The following is a 13673-nucleotide window of genomic DNA, read 5'->3' as shown; positions in this document are numbered from 1 at the left end:
ATATGGGGAGGTGCGACCGCGGCTGCACGTCCGGCTTTCCTACAGCGAGGGCGGATGCCATGCTCGGCAGCTTCTTTGCCATGGTCTGGCCGGTGGGACGTCGCCGATAACAGCCGTACCCCCGCGCAGCCGGGAATCTAGTGCGAGGCAAAACAAAGTCTGCGCCTCTGACCCTGGGTCCCCGCCTTCGCGGGGACACGGCGCTGCGGAGGTACGGACCGGCAGAAACCGAGACCGCACAAACCGCGCACGAGTGTGAACTTCGTGAACTTTGGCCTAGCCGCTGTTGCGCAGCGCGGTTGCTATCGCATTGATCGACAACAGGATTCCCTCGCCGATCCGCGCATCGGCCTCGCCCGCGCGGTGGCGCTTGAGCAGTTCGATCTGGAGCAGATTGAGCGGCTCGATATAGGGGGTGCGCAGCCGGATCGACGCTTCCAGGGCCGGGCTCTTTTCCAAGAGCCGCGTCTGGCGGGTGACCGACAACAGCCCGTCATGCGTCGCCTGCCAGCCGTCCCGGATGCGGCCGAAGATCGCCTCCGACAGCGCCTTGTCCTCGACCAGACCGGCATAGCGCGCGGCCACGTCCATGTCGGATTTGGCGAGCACCATCTCCATATTGGCGAGCGTCGCGGCGAACAGCGGCCATGCGCTCGCCATCTCGCGCAGCAACCCCTTGTCCTCGAACGATTGCAGCGCCGCGCCGACCCCGTACCAGCCCGGCAGCATGATCCGCGCCTGTGCCCAGCTGAACACCCACGGGATCGCCCGTAAATCCTCGATCGCGTCGGACTTCTTCCGGCTCGCCGGGCGCGACCCGATCTTGAGGCCCGCGATCTCGGCGATCGGCGTCGCCTGTCTAAAGAAGGTGGTGAAGCCGTCGGTGCCGTAGACGAGCCCGCGATAGGTCTTGAACGCGGTATCCGACAGCGCGTCCATCGCCGCGGCGAAGCGCGCCGCATCGGCCGGGTTCAGCGAATCGGGTTCGAGGCTGGCGAGCAACGTCGCCGAGGTCATCGCTTCCAGATTCGTCACCGCACTGTCGCGCGTGCCGTATTTGGCGGCGATCACCTCCCCCTGTTCGGTGATGCGGATACGGCCCTGCACCGTGTCGTGCGGCTGCGCCCGGATCGCGGCGAAGGACGACCCGCCGCCGCGCCCGACCGCGCCACCGCGGCCGTGGAACAGCTGCATGCCGATGCCCGCTTCCTCGAACACCGGCGCCAGCGCCGTCGACCCCTTCGACAATTGCCATGTCGAGGTCAGGTAGCCGCCGTCCTTGTTCGAATCGGAATAGCCGATCATCACTTCCTGATGGCCGCGCTTGCGGGCGATGGCCGCAACCTCGGGCAGCGCCAGCCAGCGGGTCATGATCGCAGGGGCCGCCTCCAGATCGGCGACCGTCTCGAACAGCGGGATCGCCATGATATGCGCCTGCGGCGGCTCGCCCGGGACGTACAGCCCCGATTCCTTCAGCAGCAGATGCACTTCGAGCAGGTCGGACACCGACTGCGCCATCGACACGATATAGTGGCGGATGCATTCGCGACCGTAACGGGCATGAGCGTCGGCGGCGGCGCGCAGGATCGCCAGTTCGGACGCGGTCTGTTCCGAATAATCGGCATAGGGGCTGGTCAGCGGGCGCGGGCTTTGCAGCTCGCGGCGCAGCAGGTCGACGCGCGCATCCTCGTCCAGCGCCTTGTAGTCGGCTTCGACGCCTGCGACCTTGAGCAGTTCGGCGACGACGCTCTCATGGATCACGCTGTTCTGGCGCATGTCGAGCGTGGCGAGGTGGAAGCCGAACGTCTCGACCGCGCGGATCAGTCGTCCGAGCGCGCCACCGGTCGATAGCGGGCCATTGCCCTCCTGCACCAGCCCGCGCGCCAATGCCGCCAGATCGGCACGGAACGCCGCCGGATCGGCATAGGGTTCGCCGGTCAGATTGCCGGGGCGCGGTGCGACCTTGCCGGTCAGCTTCTGATAGGTAGCGGCAAGACGCGCATAGATGCCGCTGATCGCCCGGCGGAACGGTTCGTCGGCGCGGCTGGGCGCATTGTCGCCGCTCTGCTCGGCCAGAGCGGCGATCGCGTCGTCGACGGCGACATGCTCGGTCGAGATCGACAGTTCGGCGCCCAGGCTGTGGAGCTGGTCGAGATAATAGCCGAGCACCGCCTCGGCCGCCTTGGCCAGCGCCAGCCGCATCGCGTCGGCATCGACGAACGGATTGCCGTCGCGGTCGCCACCGATCCAGCTGCCGGGCTTCAGGAACGATGGCGGGCGCTGGCCCAGCACCCGCTCCCACCGGGCGTAGAGCGCGGGCAGCGTCGGCAGGAACACGTCGCGCAGATAGCTCAAAGCGGTCTCGACCTCGTCGGCGACGTACAGCCGCTCGCGGCGCAGGACGCGGGTCTGCCACAGCAGCGCGATCTGACGCAGGATCGCTTCGTCGACCCGGTCGCCCTCCGGCGTCTCATCGGCGCCCTGATCCTTCAGCAGCATCAGATTGGCGATGCGGTTCTTGTGATCGATCATCGACTTGCGCCGCACCTCGGTCGGGTGCGCGGTCAGTACTGGCGCGATCAGCGCATGGTCGAGCAACGCCAGCACCGCGTCGCGGCCGATGCCTTCGCCCGCCAGCTTCTCGATCGCGGTGGCGACGTCGGCGCCGGGTTCGGCGGCGATGCCCTGCCGGTCCTCGGCCAGATTGGCGAGCATCGAGAACATCATGAACCCGCGCACGAAGGCGATGGTGTCGTCGAGACTGAGGCTGTCGAGCCCAAGGTCGATCATGTCGGCCCCCGCCACCCCGCGATGGCGATCGACCGAGGTCGATCGGATATGCTCGATCCGCTTGAACAGCGCCTCCCCGCCATAGGTGCGGATGACGTCCCCGAGCAGTCGGCCGAGAAAGCGGATGTCGGGATTGTTCGTGATCGGGGGCAGAGTCGTCATGGGCACACTTGCTGCAATGCGGCAGGATGCTGGTCAAGGTACGATGCGTGGCGTGGTATAAAGATCGGACATGGCGTAGAGCAGCCACGCTGCAGTCGATCCGCGGCGGACCGTTCGAAGGATTACCGATGACGACGCCGATGACCTTATGGTGGCAGATGTGGACCGACGCCGCGCAGACCAGCCTGCGCCTGTGGGAAACGATGGCCGCCTCCGCCGTGGTGATCGACCGGCGCATGCCGATGATCGATGCCGGGATGCGCAATCCATGGACCGCCGATCATGTCGAACTGACCGGCATGGTCACCGAAAAGGCGCAAGCCTTTTCGAAGGCCGGCGATTCGCTGGCGAAGGACATGGCGGCGATGCAGGGGCTGTGGATGCAGGCGATGCAGGACGCATGGTCGCTCGGCACCGCCGGCCGCGTGCCCTCCGCACGCCGGATCGCCGCCGGACAGGATCGGGCGATGCGGCTGACGGCGGGCATGATCGGCGCGGGCGGGCGGGCGCTGACCCCGATCCATGCGAAGGCGACCGCCAACGCCAAGCGGCTCCGCGGCCCGAAAAGATAGTCCGGTACGTTTCGGCGTTGAACCGTTCGCCGCGCGTAACGTTTATCCCGGCGAACCGTCTTTCAGGACCTGCGCCGCCATCTTGATCCAGCCCGCCCCCGCGTCAATCGCGCCAGTCGAGCACCGGCCAGCCCCGCCTGCGCGCCAGCGCCTTCAGCGGGGCATGGGCGTTGACCGGAAACGGTTCGTCGGCCCAGTCGAACACGGGCGCGTCGGAGACATGGTCGCTGTAGAAGCGCACAGCGACGTCGCTGCGCACGATCCCCTGTTCGGCGACCCATGCCTCGATTGCACGCAGCTTGGCCGCGCCATAGCAATTCTCGCCGTCGATCCGCGCCAGCACGTTACCGCCGGTCTCCTCGGCGCAATTGGTGGCAATGACCGCATCGAAGCCGAGCAGTGCGGCAATCTCCTGCGCATAGAAGCGGTAGGATGCGGTGGCGAGCACCAGCATCCGCCCCTCGGCCCGGTCCGCCTCGATCCGCGCCCGCGCGCCGTCGAGCAGCCCGGTCGCGACCGTCGCCCGGGCAAAGGCGCGCGCCGTATCGGCCAGCCGCTCACCCGGCACCGCACGACCCAGCACCAGCCGGTGGGTCATCTCCTTCAACCGGTCGCGGCCATAGAGGCGCAGGACATAGCCGGTGACGGCGATGCCCGCGATTGGAAGCAGCCACAACGCGCCGCGCCCCCGCTCCTTCAGCGCATGGCGCAGGAACGGCGTCCAGGTCGCAACGCGGGTGATGGTCTTGTCCATGTCGTAGATGGCGAGATCGCGGTGACGCATGGCACAGGCGCGTACCACCTTGCCGCGGCGCGGCAAATCGCCGATGGATGGTGGCGATGAGCGCTTCCGCCGATTTTTCGCACGACCGGGCCGATGGCGGCGACGTGCTGCGCTTCACCGGCAATCTGTCGCTCGCCCATGTCGGCGACCTGCCCGAACGGCTCGGTGCGTTCGACGGACCGGTCAGCCGGATCGATCTGTCGCAGGTCGATCGCATCGATACGGTCGGCGCATGGTTGGTCCACCGCTTCGCCCGCGACCGCGACGTCACGATCGAGGGGCTGAACCCCGACAGCCAGCATCTGTTCGATCAGGTCGCCGCTGCCGACGACCCCGTGGTGCGCAAGGGCAAGGCGCTCAGCCCGCCGCTGCGCGTGCTCGAGGAGATCGGCGACGCAGTCAGCGGCAGCGCACGGCAGTTGCTCGGCCTGCTCGGCTTCATGGGCGCGACGGTCCTCGCCTTCCTTAACGTCCTGCGTCACCCCAAACGCTTCCGCTTCAACGCGACGGTGCAGCGCTTCGAGGTCGTCGGCGTCTCCGCGCTCGGCATCATCGGGCTGATGAGCTTCCTTATCGGTATGGTCATCGCACAACAGGGCGCGGTCCAGCTGCGCCAGTTCGGTGCGGAGGTGTTCACGATCAACCTGATCGGGCGCCTCACCTTCCGCGAATTGGGCGTGCTGATGACCGCGATCATGGTCGCGGGGCGCTCAGGTTCGGCCTTCGCCGCGCAGCTCGGCACGATGAAGCTGACCGAGGAGATCGACGCGATGCGCACCATCGGCGTGTCGCCGATGGAGGCGCTGGTCCTGCCGCGCGTCATCGCCGCGATCGTGATGATGCTGCTGCTCGGCTTCTATGCCTCGATCATCGCGATCATCGGGGGGGGGCTGCTCAGCTGGGCACAGCTCGGCATCCCGCCAATCACCTTCGTCACCCGCATCCGCGAAGTCGTGCCGATCACCGACCTCTATATCGGCCTCATCAAGGCGCCGGTGTTCGGCGCGATCATCGGCATCGCCGGCTGCTTCCACGGCATGCAGGTCGAGGGCGACGCCGAACAGGTCGGCGGGCGCACGACGGCGGCGGTGGTGCAGGCGATCTTCCTCGTGATCGTGCTCGACGCCTTCTTCGCGATCTTCTTCGCTTGGATCGGATGGATATGAGCGAGCCCGAATCGATCATCCGCGTCCGCGGCCTGAAGAACCAGTTCGGCGATCAGGTCATCCACGAGAATCTCGACCTCGACGTGCGGCGGGGCGAAATCCTCGGCGTGGTTGGCGGGTCGGGTACCGGCAAGTCGGTGCTGATGCGCTCGATCATCGGCCTCCAGACTCCAGCGGCCGGCACGATCGAGGTGTTCGGCGAGAACACGATCGGTCGCGAAGAGACCGAGGCGACCGAGATCCGCAAGAAATGGGGCGTGCTGTTCCAGGGCGGGGCACTGTTCTCGACGCTGACCGTCGCCGAGAATGTGCAGGTGCCGCTGAAGGAATTCTACCCGAAGCTCAAACCCGCGCTGCTCGACGAGATCGCCGGGTACAAGGTCGTGATGACCGGCCTCCCCGCCAATGCCGGCCCCAAATATCCCAGCGAATTGTCGGGCGGTATGAAGAAGCGCGCCGGCCTCGCCCGTGCCCTCGCGCTCGACCCACAACTGCTGTTCCTCGACGAACCGACCGCCGGCCTCGATCCGATCGGCGCGGCGGCGTTCGACGACCTTACCGCGTCGCTGCAAAAGACGCTGGGGCTGACCGTCTTCATCATCACCCACGACCTCGACACGCTGTACGCCATCTGCGACCGGGTGGCGGTGTTGGCGGACAAGAAGGTCATCGCCGTCGGCACGATCGACGAACTGCTCGCGCTGGACCATCCGTGGATCCAGGAATATTTCAACGGACCCCGTGGCCGCGCCGCGACCGATGCGCAGGAACGCATCGCCGCCCACGCCCACGACCGCGACGCCGGCGACGAACCGGCCTCGCTGCAAGCCCAGAGGCGCTGATGGAAACCCGGTCGAACCATGTCCTTGTCGGCGCGGTGGTGCTGATCCTGCTGGTGATGCTGGCGCTGTTCACCGTGTGGCTGGCCCGCGTCGGCGGCGGTCGCGAAAAGGAATATGACGTCTTCTTCAAACAGGCCGTCGACGGCCTGGCGAAGGGGTCGCCGGTATCGTTTTCGGGCGTCCCGTCGGGGCAGGTCGAGGATATCGCGCTGTGGCCGAAGGACCCGCAGTTCGTTCGCGTGCGCATCAAGGTGAAGGACGAGACCCCGGTCCTGCTCGGCACGACCGCGACGATCGTAGGCAGCTTCACCGGCGTGTCGACGATCACCCTCGACGGCGCGGTCAAGGGCGCGCCCCCGATCGCCTGTCCCGAGGTCAATCCCGAACAGTCGTGCCCGATGGGCGTGCCGGTGATCCCGCCCAAGGCGGGCGGCGTCGCCGCGCTGCTCAGCTCGGCCCCGCAGCTGCTCGAACGCGTCACGACGCTGACCGAGCGGCTGGCCGACGTCCTGTCGGACCGCAACCAGAATTCGATCGCGGCGATCCTGGACAGCACCAACCGGCTGACCGACGCGCTCGCCGATCGCGGGCCGGAAATTGCCGCGACGCTCGCCGAAACGCGGGTTGCGATCCAGCGCGCCGGCATCGCCTCGCAACAGATTGGCGAGTTGGCGGCGACGACCAACGGCGTGCTGGCCAACGACATCCAGCCGACGATCCAGCAATTGAACCGCACCATCGCCAGTGCGCAGAAGAGTGCCGATACGCTCAACGAGGCGATTGGTGATGCGAAGCCGGGGCTGCAGGCGTTCAGCAAGCAGACCATCCCGCAGGTGAACCAGCTGGTCGGCGATCTGCGCGCGATGACCGGCGCGCTCGCCTCGGTCGCGGAAAAGGTCGATCAAGGTGGCGCAACCGCGCTGGTCGGCCGCTCGAAGCTGCCCGACTACGACCCCAAGAAGTGATGCGGAAGACGAGGATGCGCCCCATGAAGAAGCTGTCGGTTCTGCTGCTCCTGCCGCTCGCCGGGTGTATCCGCTTCGGCGCCGAACCGCCGCCCGCGCTGCTGACGCTGGCCCCCGCCGCCCCGATCGCCGCCGGTGCGACGCAAAGCTCGGCGCAGGCGCGTTCGATCACCGTGCAGGTGCCGGTCGTGCCGCAGGAACTGGCGGTGACCCGCGTGCCGGTGCAATCGAGCGCGACCAGCATCGCCTATGTCAAGGAAGCGCAATGGGTCGAACCGCCTGCGCGCCTCTTCGCCCGGTTGCTATCGGATACGTTGACGTCGCGGGCGAACATGGTGGTGCTCAGCACGCGGCAGGGCTTTGCCGATCCGGGTGCCCAGCTGACCGGTGAGCTGCGCGAATTCGGCATCGACGCCGGTCGCAGCGAAGCCGTCGTCGTCTATGACGCGACCTTGCAACGTGCCGGATCGACCGCCTTCGAGAAGCGCCGCTTCGAAGCACGCGCGCCGGTCGCGACGATCGACGCGAACAGCGTCGGCCCGGCGATCAACCAAGCCGCGAACACTGTCGCCACCGCCGTCGCCGACTGGGTCCGGGGCTGATCCCGCACCGCCATGGCGCTGCATAGCTGGCTGTTGTTCGTCGCGGCGGTGGTCGTCCTGTGCGGCACCCCCGGCCCAAACATGTTGCACGTCCTGACCCGTAGCGTGACGCTTGGCTGGCGCGGCGCCCTTCCCGCAATGGCGGGATGCCTGACCGCACTGGTGGGGGTACTGACCGCATCGGCGGCGGGCCTGGCAGCGCTGCTGACCGCGGTGCCGGGGCTCTTCGACGTGCTGCGCTATGCCGGTGCCGCCTATCTGGCGTGGCTGGGTCTTCGCGCGATCGCCGTCCGGTCGGCACCGATCGACGTGTCGACCGACGTCGTGCCATCGCGCCACCTGTTCCGCGGCGGCTTTCTGGTCGGGATCAGCAACCCCAAGCTGCTGCTGTTCGCTACCGCCTTCCTGCCGCAATTCGTCGATCCGAACGGGTCGCAGCCGGTGCAGTTCGCGATCCTCGTCGCGACCTTCGCGCTGGTCGAATGCCTGTGGTACGCCGCCTATGCGATCGGCGGACGGTCGCTTGCCCGCCATCTGACCCGCCCGCGCGTCCGCCGCTGGTTCGACCGCGCGACCGGCGGCATCTTCATCGGCTTCGGTGCGGCGCTGCTCGTCTCGCGGACCTGATCCTTACTTTGCGGGCGTCCGCCGGACCGGCGGCATGGCGTTGCAAATATCCGCGCCGCCCGCCGGCACTTCGAAAAAGGGCGGCTCGCGATTCTCGCGCCCCTTCACCCATGCGGCATAGCGGGCATTATCCGCCGCCCGCACCTGAAAATGCGGTCGTTCGGCCGCGGGGATCTCGCTCGCCAGCCGCACCGACAGGATCGGGGTGGGCGTCTGATCGGACGCATAGAAGCCCATCGTGCCGGTACCGCGCGGCAAGGACGACAGATACTCGATCCCCTCCACGACGCGACCGACCAGCGCGATATTGCGGTCGAGATGGCGGGGACCATGGCCGATCACGGCGTAAAGTTCGGCACCGCTGCCGGTGCTCGGCGCCATGTCGCGCCCGACGCCGACCATCGCATAGCAGTGCGTCAGCCACGCGCCCTTGCCGTCGCTCGCCACCGGCCAGCCATCGGCGCTGTGGCCGCTCTTCGCCGCATAGGGATCGCGCCGGGTCATCTCCGTCACCGCATCGTAGCGACCGTTGACATATTCGGCGGGCGGATTGGCGACGACGCCGGCGGGCAACGGCTTCTTCTCGGTCACGTCGCCCCATTGCGCGACATAATTGTCCTGCACGCGGTAGACCGACGTGCCGTCCCACCAATGCGCCCGCGCCAGCTTGCGCAGATTGTCGACATGGATCGGCGCATAGCGCGGCGCGAGGCGGATCACGACCCGCTTGTCCCCCGCCAGCGTCATCACCAGCAGTTCGTCGTCGGGGATCGCTCGCCAGTCGCTCTCGATCGGATCCGCCGGGGTCGGCGGGGCGGCGGGAGCGGCGGCCTGAAGCAGTGCTGCGATCAGCGTGACGAAGGGCATGACGCATCCTGCCACGCTCCACGCCGCCGCCGCAACTCCCGCTTGCACGAAACCCCGCCGCGCCCTAGGGAACCCACCTTCCGGCAATGCGGAGCGGTGGCCGAGTGGTCGAAGGCGCTCGCCTGGAAAGTGAGTATACGGCAAAACCGTATCGAGGGTTCGAATCCCTCCCGCTCCGCCACTTAGTCGCCTGACATTCGCTTTAGCGGCGAAAGGACCGACAATGGGCGCAGATCTGCAGTCCGTTTGACTTGATCCGTACCACGGAGACGCGCTGAGGCGACTAGAGAACGCCGTTTCTCGCCTCGATTCTCCGTCAGTCGAAGACGCAGTACGCATTCTGGTTCGCCGCAAAGCGTCTGTAGGACGATCCCTCTCCTGCGTTTGCAATGGCCGTAATTTTTTCTGCCGCATTGCCAAGCTGGATTCAGCAATCGGAGGCCACCCAAGTCATTCAGAAAGATCAGAATATTTTGCCATCGGTGCCGATACCCACGTCCGTTTTGCAGGTGACATTGCAGGAGCAGAACAGGGCATCAGCACGGCAAACTGCAGGCCGATTTCGATACCATACAGGCCTGCCGGACTGATTCGGGCAAAGGTTGCATTACATGCAGAAAGTGGCAGATTCCGTAGCGATTGCACGGAGACGGATGGACTATGCAGTTAAACCTGCGCTGGCGGCGTCGCGGCATCAGTAATCCCGAGGACAGTCGCTATCAGCTGTTCGATATCCGCGTCACTGTCGGAGCGGAGTACCTGTCCGAAGGGATCTCCCGGGTGAGGAGCGGCGACCGAGCCATCGTGCGTCACTGACGCCTCACCCGGTGTGGCTGCACGACTTTCCGCGCACTGGATGGCAAGCCGGATGAAAGGGAGAGCCGAGACCCGACGGCTGGTCTGTCCCGTTGCCAGTCTGCGTACCAGCACCTCGAACAGCGGCAGCGTTCGCAGACGTTCCCCAGTGCGACTGACCCGGATTGGTGCGTTGGCTATTGCCATTACGGTATTGTTGAACGCCTCACGGCTCTCTGCCACGTTGATATGCAGCGGCTGTTCCTCTTCCCGTTCTTCAGCGTCGCGAAGTTCGACCCCGCCGACGATGGAAGATCCGTTCACAGGGCAGCGCTCCGGTCTTGCCCTTGCCGGATTGCATCAGGGTCACGGCGCTCAAAATAGTACCCTGCAGTTCTGACCAGATCGAGGAAATCCTTCGCGGCGAGACGATTGCCCTTGCCCGAAGCCAGAGCCCATGCGTTGCGCTCGAGCATATTGACCGTCCGCGACCTGTCGCCACGCGTCAGCGTGGTCTCGCTTGCAGCGATCTTGAGAATGGTCCGGTTAAGATCGGCCAGTCCCAACAGCGGCTTTGGCTTGCGGCTGCGCACTCCGGCAGCATTGCCGGACTGGCCGGGCGCGAACTGGCTAGCACGCGTCCTTTTCACGTCATCGGTCATGCCAGTGCCTCCTCGGCCATCCGTTCGAGCTCATCCGTGCGGCGCGTATGGACCGCCTCAAACGTCTCGCCGGTTGCAGCGAGAACTGCCTTTGCCTTTGCCAGCTTCTGCCAGCGCCTTATCGTGACCGCGCAGTATTTGGGTTCGTACTCAATCAGCCGGGCATGCCGGCCGGTCTTGTGCGCCGCGATCAGCGTCGAGCTCGAATCACCAAACGGATCAAGGACGATCTCTCCGCGCCTCGAGGTATCCTTGATCGCGTCCATGATCATGGTCACGGGCTTGACGGTCGGATGCATTGCGAGCTCTGCGTCCGCGCCGGTTTTAGTCGCGCCCCGGTAGTTCCAGACGTTGGTCCGGTAGCGACCGTTCTTGCCCAGCTGAACGGTATTCAGGTGCGGGGCTTCGCCAACCTTCCAGACGAATACCAGTTCATGCTGCGAACGGTAAAAGCTGCCCATGCCGCCATTGTCCTTGGCCCAGATGCACAGGTTCTGCAGACCTGAGTATATGCCGTGCCCGGCCTCCGGCATCTAGCCCATGTGCCGCCAGTCCATACACTGATAGTGGATGGCACCGTCCTGACTGACTGCTGCGGCATTCGAGAACACGGTGTGCAGGAAAGCCGTGAACTCCACCCGGCTCATCTCGCCGCTGCCCATGGCGAACTCCTCATGCTTCGTCTGGCCGCACCGGCGTCCGCTGCGATTGCATCCAACTTGTCCGACTCGACACCGATCGCCGCGGCACCGGCGGGGGTTATAAAGACCCCATAGTGCAAATCCCCTTCCGAGCGGCGCGCTGCTGACACCTCGAGAGTTTCGCGCTCGACCGCCAGTCCGTGCCGCAGCAGCGCGGCGATCGCGCTGGCGGTACCGGGACCCGGACGAAGTGTCGTTGGCAGCGGCAACAAGCTGCCGTTGCAGCGCTGTGATGCGCTGGATAGGAGAATGCGCTGGGTGTCGCTGAGACGGGTCATGTGGGTGGTCCTTGCTGGTGGGCAGCATCATGCTCCTCCCACCAGCCAAAGCCCCGTCACGAACCTCGGCGGGGCGAGGGGCTCAAACGATTCGGCAACGCCCCTGCCCGTGCTGTCGCTCTGCTGGCCAGCGAAGTCGAGTGCAATGTGACCCACAAGAGGACGTTCATCCCAACACATCCAGCTCCCGAAAGCAGACATTCGTTCAGGCCGATGCCGACCTGCTACAACCGTCTGCCGACGGGCCGCTTCGTGCCGGTAAGCTAAAGAAGCCACTCAGCCCGTGCCTATTCACACTGTCGGAATTGTGCCGCCATCGATGACGAACTCGGCACCGTGGATGGCGGCAGCACGATCCGAGGCTAGGAAGGCAATCAGGTCCGCCACCTCCCATGGCTCGGCGCCACGGTCGATCGGGATCCCGCCGATCCACGCCATAACGGCTTGCCGTGCGTCCTCATACGTGCCGCCGTTGCTAGCCTGCATGCCCTTCACGAGATCTACCGCACCCTCGGTCATGATCCAGCCGGGACACACGATGTTGACCCGGATGCCCTTCGGACCGAGCTCCTTGAAGATGGATTTGCTGTAGGTCCTCAGCGCCGCCTTCGCCGCAGCGTAGGCGGCGGTGGAATCCGGCAAAGGCAGCACCGATTGGGTCGACGTAACATGCACCACCGCGCCACTGCCGCGGTCGATCATTTGCGGGATCAGAAGGCGGTCGAGGCGCACAGTCGCCAGGGGGTTCAGGTTCAATTCCGACAGCCAGATGTCGTCGGTCAGGCCTGCAAAGCCACCCGGCGGCATCGCGGAGCCGCCAATCACATGCGCGAGGATGTCGATGCCGCCCAGCCGCTCCATCGCTGCCGTCACCAGCGTCTCGCCTCCCCCGGTCGTGGTCAGGTCCGCCTCGACATACGCGACGCCCTCGATTGGATCCCTGATCGTACGGGCGGCGGTGATGACCCGCGCCCCACCAGCAAGGAAACGCTCGACCGTGGCACGGCCTAGGCCCTAGGTGCCACCGCTGACGAGCACGCGCTTGCCCGTGAATTCGTTGGGATCGGCCACGATGCTCATATCGTCGTCTCCAGCGTCTTGATCGCGCCGTCGACCAGCGTGAAGCGCAGCGGGCTGCCGGGAAAGTCGCCGTGTGCGGGGCCTTCGAGGATGATATCGCCGCCGTCGTTTCGGACCGTGTCCGGCGTGAAGATCGCCTTCACCGGCATCACCTCTTCCTCGATCAGCCGGCGGATCGCCACCTGCCCCTCAAAGGGCTTGCCGTTGTCGATGAAGACCGCGTCGGGCCGGAACGGCTTCAACATGCCGTCGAGATCGAGGCGGGCATTCGCCTCGACATAGTCGGCAATCGGTTTGGGCAGGTCCATCGGCATGGTCATCTCCTCGACGTTGATGAGGCCGATCTAGCGATGGACTAATGCCGTGATAATCGAGACAAAGCGGCATGCAGTATCACGACAACCGGGACAATCATGCGTCATTCCCTCATCGAGCTTGAAGCCGTTCTTGCCATCGTCCGGTGCGGCTCGTTCCGCGCGGCGGCGCTCGATCTGGGCATGTCGACCACCGCCATCAGCAATGCGGTCGGCAAGCTGGAGCGGGAGCTTTCGGTTCGCCTGTTCAACCGCACCACGCGCAGCGTCTCGTTGACCTACGCGGGGCGCATCTTCGTCGCCCAGATCAAGCCGGCGCTCGAAGACATTCAAAAGGCGATGAACATCGCCCGCGCGCAACAGCAAACGCCATCCGGCACCTTGCGCATTGAGTAGCCCCTAGTTTTCTAGACGCCTTCCGCCTTCAAAACCTGCTGCTGTTCGAACGCGACGGGCGACAGCATCC

The 13673-nt window shown here is 65.7% G+C and carries 15 protein-coding genes, 1 tRNA gene and 2 pseudogenes; 8 read left to right on the top strand and 10 right to left on the bottom strand.

Going from position 1 to position 13673, the window contains the following annotated elements; genetic code table 11:
* Positions 1-276 precede the first annotated feature (276 nt).
* Positions 277-2952, bottom strand: coding sequence for a phosphoenolpyruvate carboxylase (gene ppc, locus ACTHQV_RS14160; RefSeq protein ID WP_440491151.1), 2676 nt, complete (start codon positions 2950-2952; stop codon positions 277-279).
* 128 nt (positions 2953-3080) lie between these two features.
* Here ppc and ACTHQV_RS14155 point away from each other — a divergent pair, with 128 nt between their 5' ends.
* Positions 3081-3524 carry a hypothetical protein gene (locus tag ACTHQV_RS14155; protein WP_440491150.1) on the top strand — a complete coding sequence of 148 codons (444 nt, stop codon included), beginning with the start codon at positions 3081-3083 and terminating at the stop codon, positions 3522-3524.
* A gap of 103 nt (positions 3525-3627) precedes the next feature.
* Here the strand turns inward: ACTHQV_RS14155 and ACTHQV_RS14150 are convergent, their stop codons facing one another.
* Entirely contained in the window at positions 3628-4308 is a 681-nt protein-coding gene (locus ACTHQV_RS14150; RefSeq protein WP_440491149.1) for an HAD family hydrolase, read from the bottom strand.
* A 56-nt stretch (positions 4309-4364) separates the two neighbouring features.
* Between ACTHQV_RS14150 and ACTHQV_RS14145 the strand changes: the two genes are divergently transcribed.
* Genes ACTHQV_RS14145 through ACTHQV_RS14125 form a run of 5 tightly spaced genes read left to right on the top strand, consistent with a single transcriptional unit; the run spans position 4365 to position 8510 of the window.
* Positions 4365-5474: an ABC transporter permease gene (locus tag ACTHQV_RS14145; RefSeq protein WP_440491147.1), complete on the top strand. Its 1110-nt coding sequence runs from the start codon at positions 4365-4367 to the stop codon at positions 5472-5474.
* Positions 5471-6316 (top strand): ABC transporter ATP-binding protein, encoded by an 846-nt coding sequence (locus ACTHQV_RS14140; RefSeq protein ID WP_440491145.1) that lies wholly within the window; start codon positions 5471-5473, stop codon positions 6314-6316. The genes ACTHQV_RS14145 and ACTHQV_RS14140 overlap by 4 nt, the downstream gene beginning before the upstream one ends.
* Complete coding sequence (locus ACTHQV_RS14135) at positions 6316-7281, top strand: MlaD family protein (protein WP_440491143.1); 966 nt, start codon at positions 6316-6318, stop codon at positions 7279-7281. The genes ACTHQV_RS14140 and ACTHQV_RS14135 overlap by 1 nt, the downstream gene beginning before the upstream one ends.
* A gap of 23 nt (positions 7282-7304) precedes the next feature.
* Positions 7305-7883 carry an ABC-type transport auxiliary lipoprotein family protein gene (locus ACTHQV_RS14130; RefSeq protein ID WP_242119013.1) on the top strand — a complete coding sequence of 193 codons (579 nt, stop codon included), beginning with the start codon at positions 7305-7307 and terminating at the stop codon, positions 7881-7883.
* A 12-nt stretch (positions 7884-7895) separates the two neighbouring features.
* Positions 7896-8510, top strand: a complete 615-nt coding sequence (locus tag ACTHQV_RS14125) for a LysE family translocator (protein WP_440491142.1) — start codon at positions 7896-7898, stop codon at positions 8508-8510.
* Positions 8511-8513: 3 nt separating this feature from the next.
* Here the strand turns inward: ACTHQV_RS14125 and ACTHQV_RS14120 are convergent, their stop codons facing one another.
* A complete protein-coding gene (locus tag ACTHQV_RS14120) occupies positions 8514-9377 on the bottom strand; it encodes a peptidylprolyl isomerase (RefSeq protein ID WP_440491140.1) in 864 nt (287 codons plus the stop codon).
* A 90-nt stretch (positions 9378-9467) separates the two neighbouring features.
* Between ACTHQV_RS14120 and ACTHQV_RS14115 the strand changes: the two genes are divergently transcribed.
* Positions 9468-9558 (top strand) — tRNA-Ser (locus ACTHQV_RS14115).
* A 485-nt stretch (positions 9559-10043) separates the two neighbouring features.
* Here the strand turns inward: ACTHQV_RS14115 and ACTHQV_RS14110 are convergent.
* The 7 genes and pseudogenes from ACTHQV_RS14110 to ACTHQV_RS14080 form a co-directional block, all read right to left on the bottom strand.
* Positions 10044-10496, bottom strand: a complete 453-nt coding sequence (locus ACTHQV_RS14110) for a hypothetical protein (RefSeq protein WP_440491138.1) — start codon at positions 10494-10496, stop codon at positions 10044-10046.
* Positions 10493-10834, bottom strand: a complete 342-nt coding sequence (locus ACTHQV_RS14105; RefSeq protein ID WP_440491137.1) for a DUF5681 domain-containing protein — start codon at positions 10832-10834, stop codon at positions 10493-10495. The genes ACTHQV_RS14110 and ACTHQV_RS14105 overlap by 4 nt, the downstream gene beginning before the upstream one ends.
* On the bottom strand, positions 10831-11367 hold the full coding sequence (locus tag ACTHQV_RS14100) for a DNA-methyltransferase (RefSeq protein ID WP_440491135.1): 537 nt from the start codon (positions 11365-11367) through the stop codon (positions 10831-10833). The genes ACTHQV_RS14105 and ACTHQV_RS14100 overlap by 4 nt, the downstream gene beginning before the upstream one ends.
* Positions 11368-11496: a hypothetical protein gene (locus ACTHQV_RS14095; protein WP_440491133.1), complete on the bottom strand. Its 129-nt coding sequence runs from the start codon at positions 11494-11496 to the stop codon at positions 11368-11370. It lies immediately after the preceding gene.
* Positions 11478-11813, bottom strand: coding sequence for a hypothetical protein (locus ACTHQV_RS14090; protein WP_440491131.1), 336 nt, complete (start codon positions 11811-11813; stop codon positions 11478-11480). The genes ACTHQV_RS14095 and ACTHQV_RS14090 overlap by 19 nt, the downstream gene beginning before the upstream one ends.
* A 291-nt stretch (positions 11814-12104) precedes the next feature.
* Positions 12105-12815: pseudogene (locus ACTHQV_RS14085) on the bottom strand (SDR family oxidoreductase); the annotation flags it as partial.
* A gap of 74 nt (positions 12816-12889) precedes the next feature.
* Positions 12890-13207: a nuclear transport factor 2 family protein gene (locus ACTHQV_RS14080; protein ID WP_440491374.1), complete on the bottom strand. Its 318-nt coding sequence runs from the start codon at positions 13205-13207 to the stop codon at positions 12890-12892.
* Between the two features lie 99 nt (positions 13208-13306).
* On the opposite strand from ACTHQV_RS14080, the pseudogene ACTHQV_RS14075 reads away from it, so the two are divergent.
* Positions 13307-13597, top strand: a pseudogene (locus ACTHQV_RS14075) (LysR family transcriptional regulator); the annotation flags it as partial.
* Between the last annotated feature and the right edge of the window lie 76 nt (positions 13598-13673).

The sequence above is a fragment of the Sphingomonas sp. SAFR-052 genome (genome assembly GCF_051965015.1).
In the GTDB taxonomy this organism is placed as follows: Bacteria; Pseudomonadota; Alphaproteobacteria; order Sphingomonadales; family Sphingomonadaceae; genus Sphingomonas.
The sequence above is the reverse complement of the archived record's forward strand: the minus strand, read 5'-3'. Positions and strand labels throughout refer to the sequence as shown.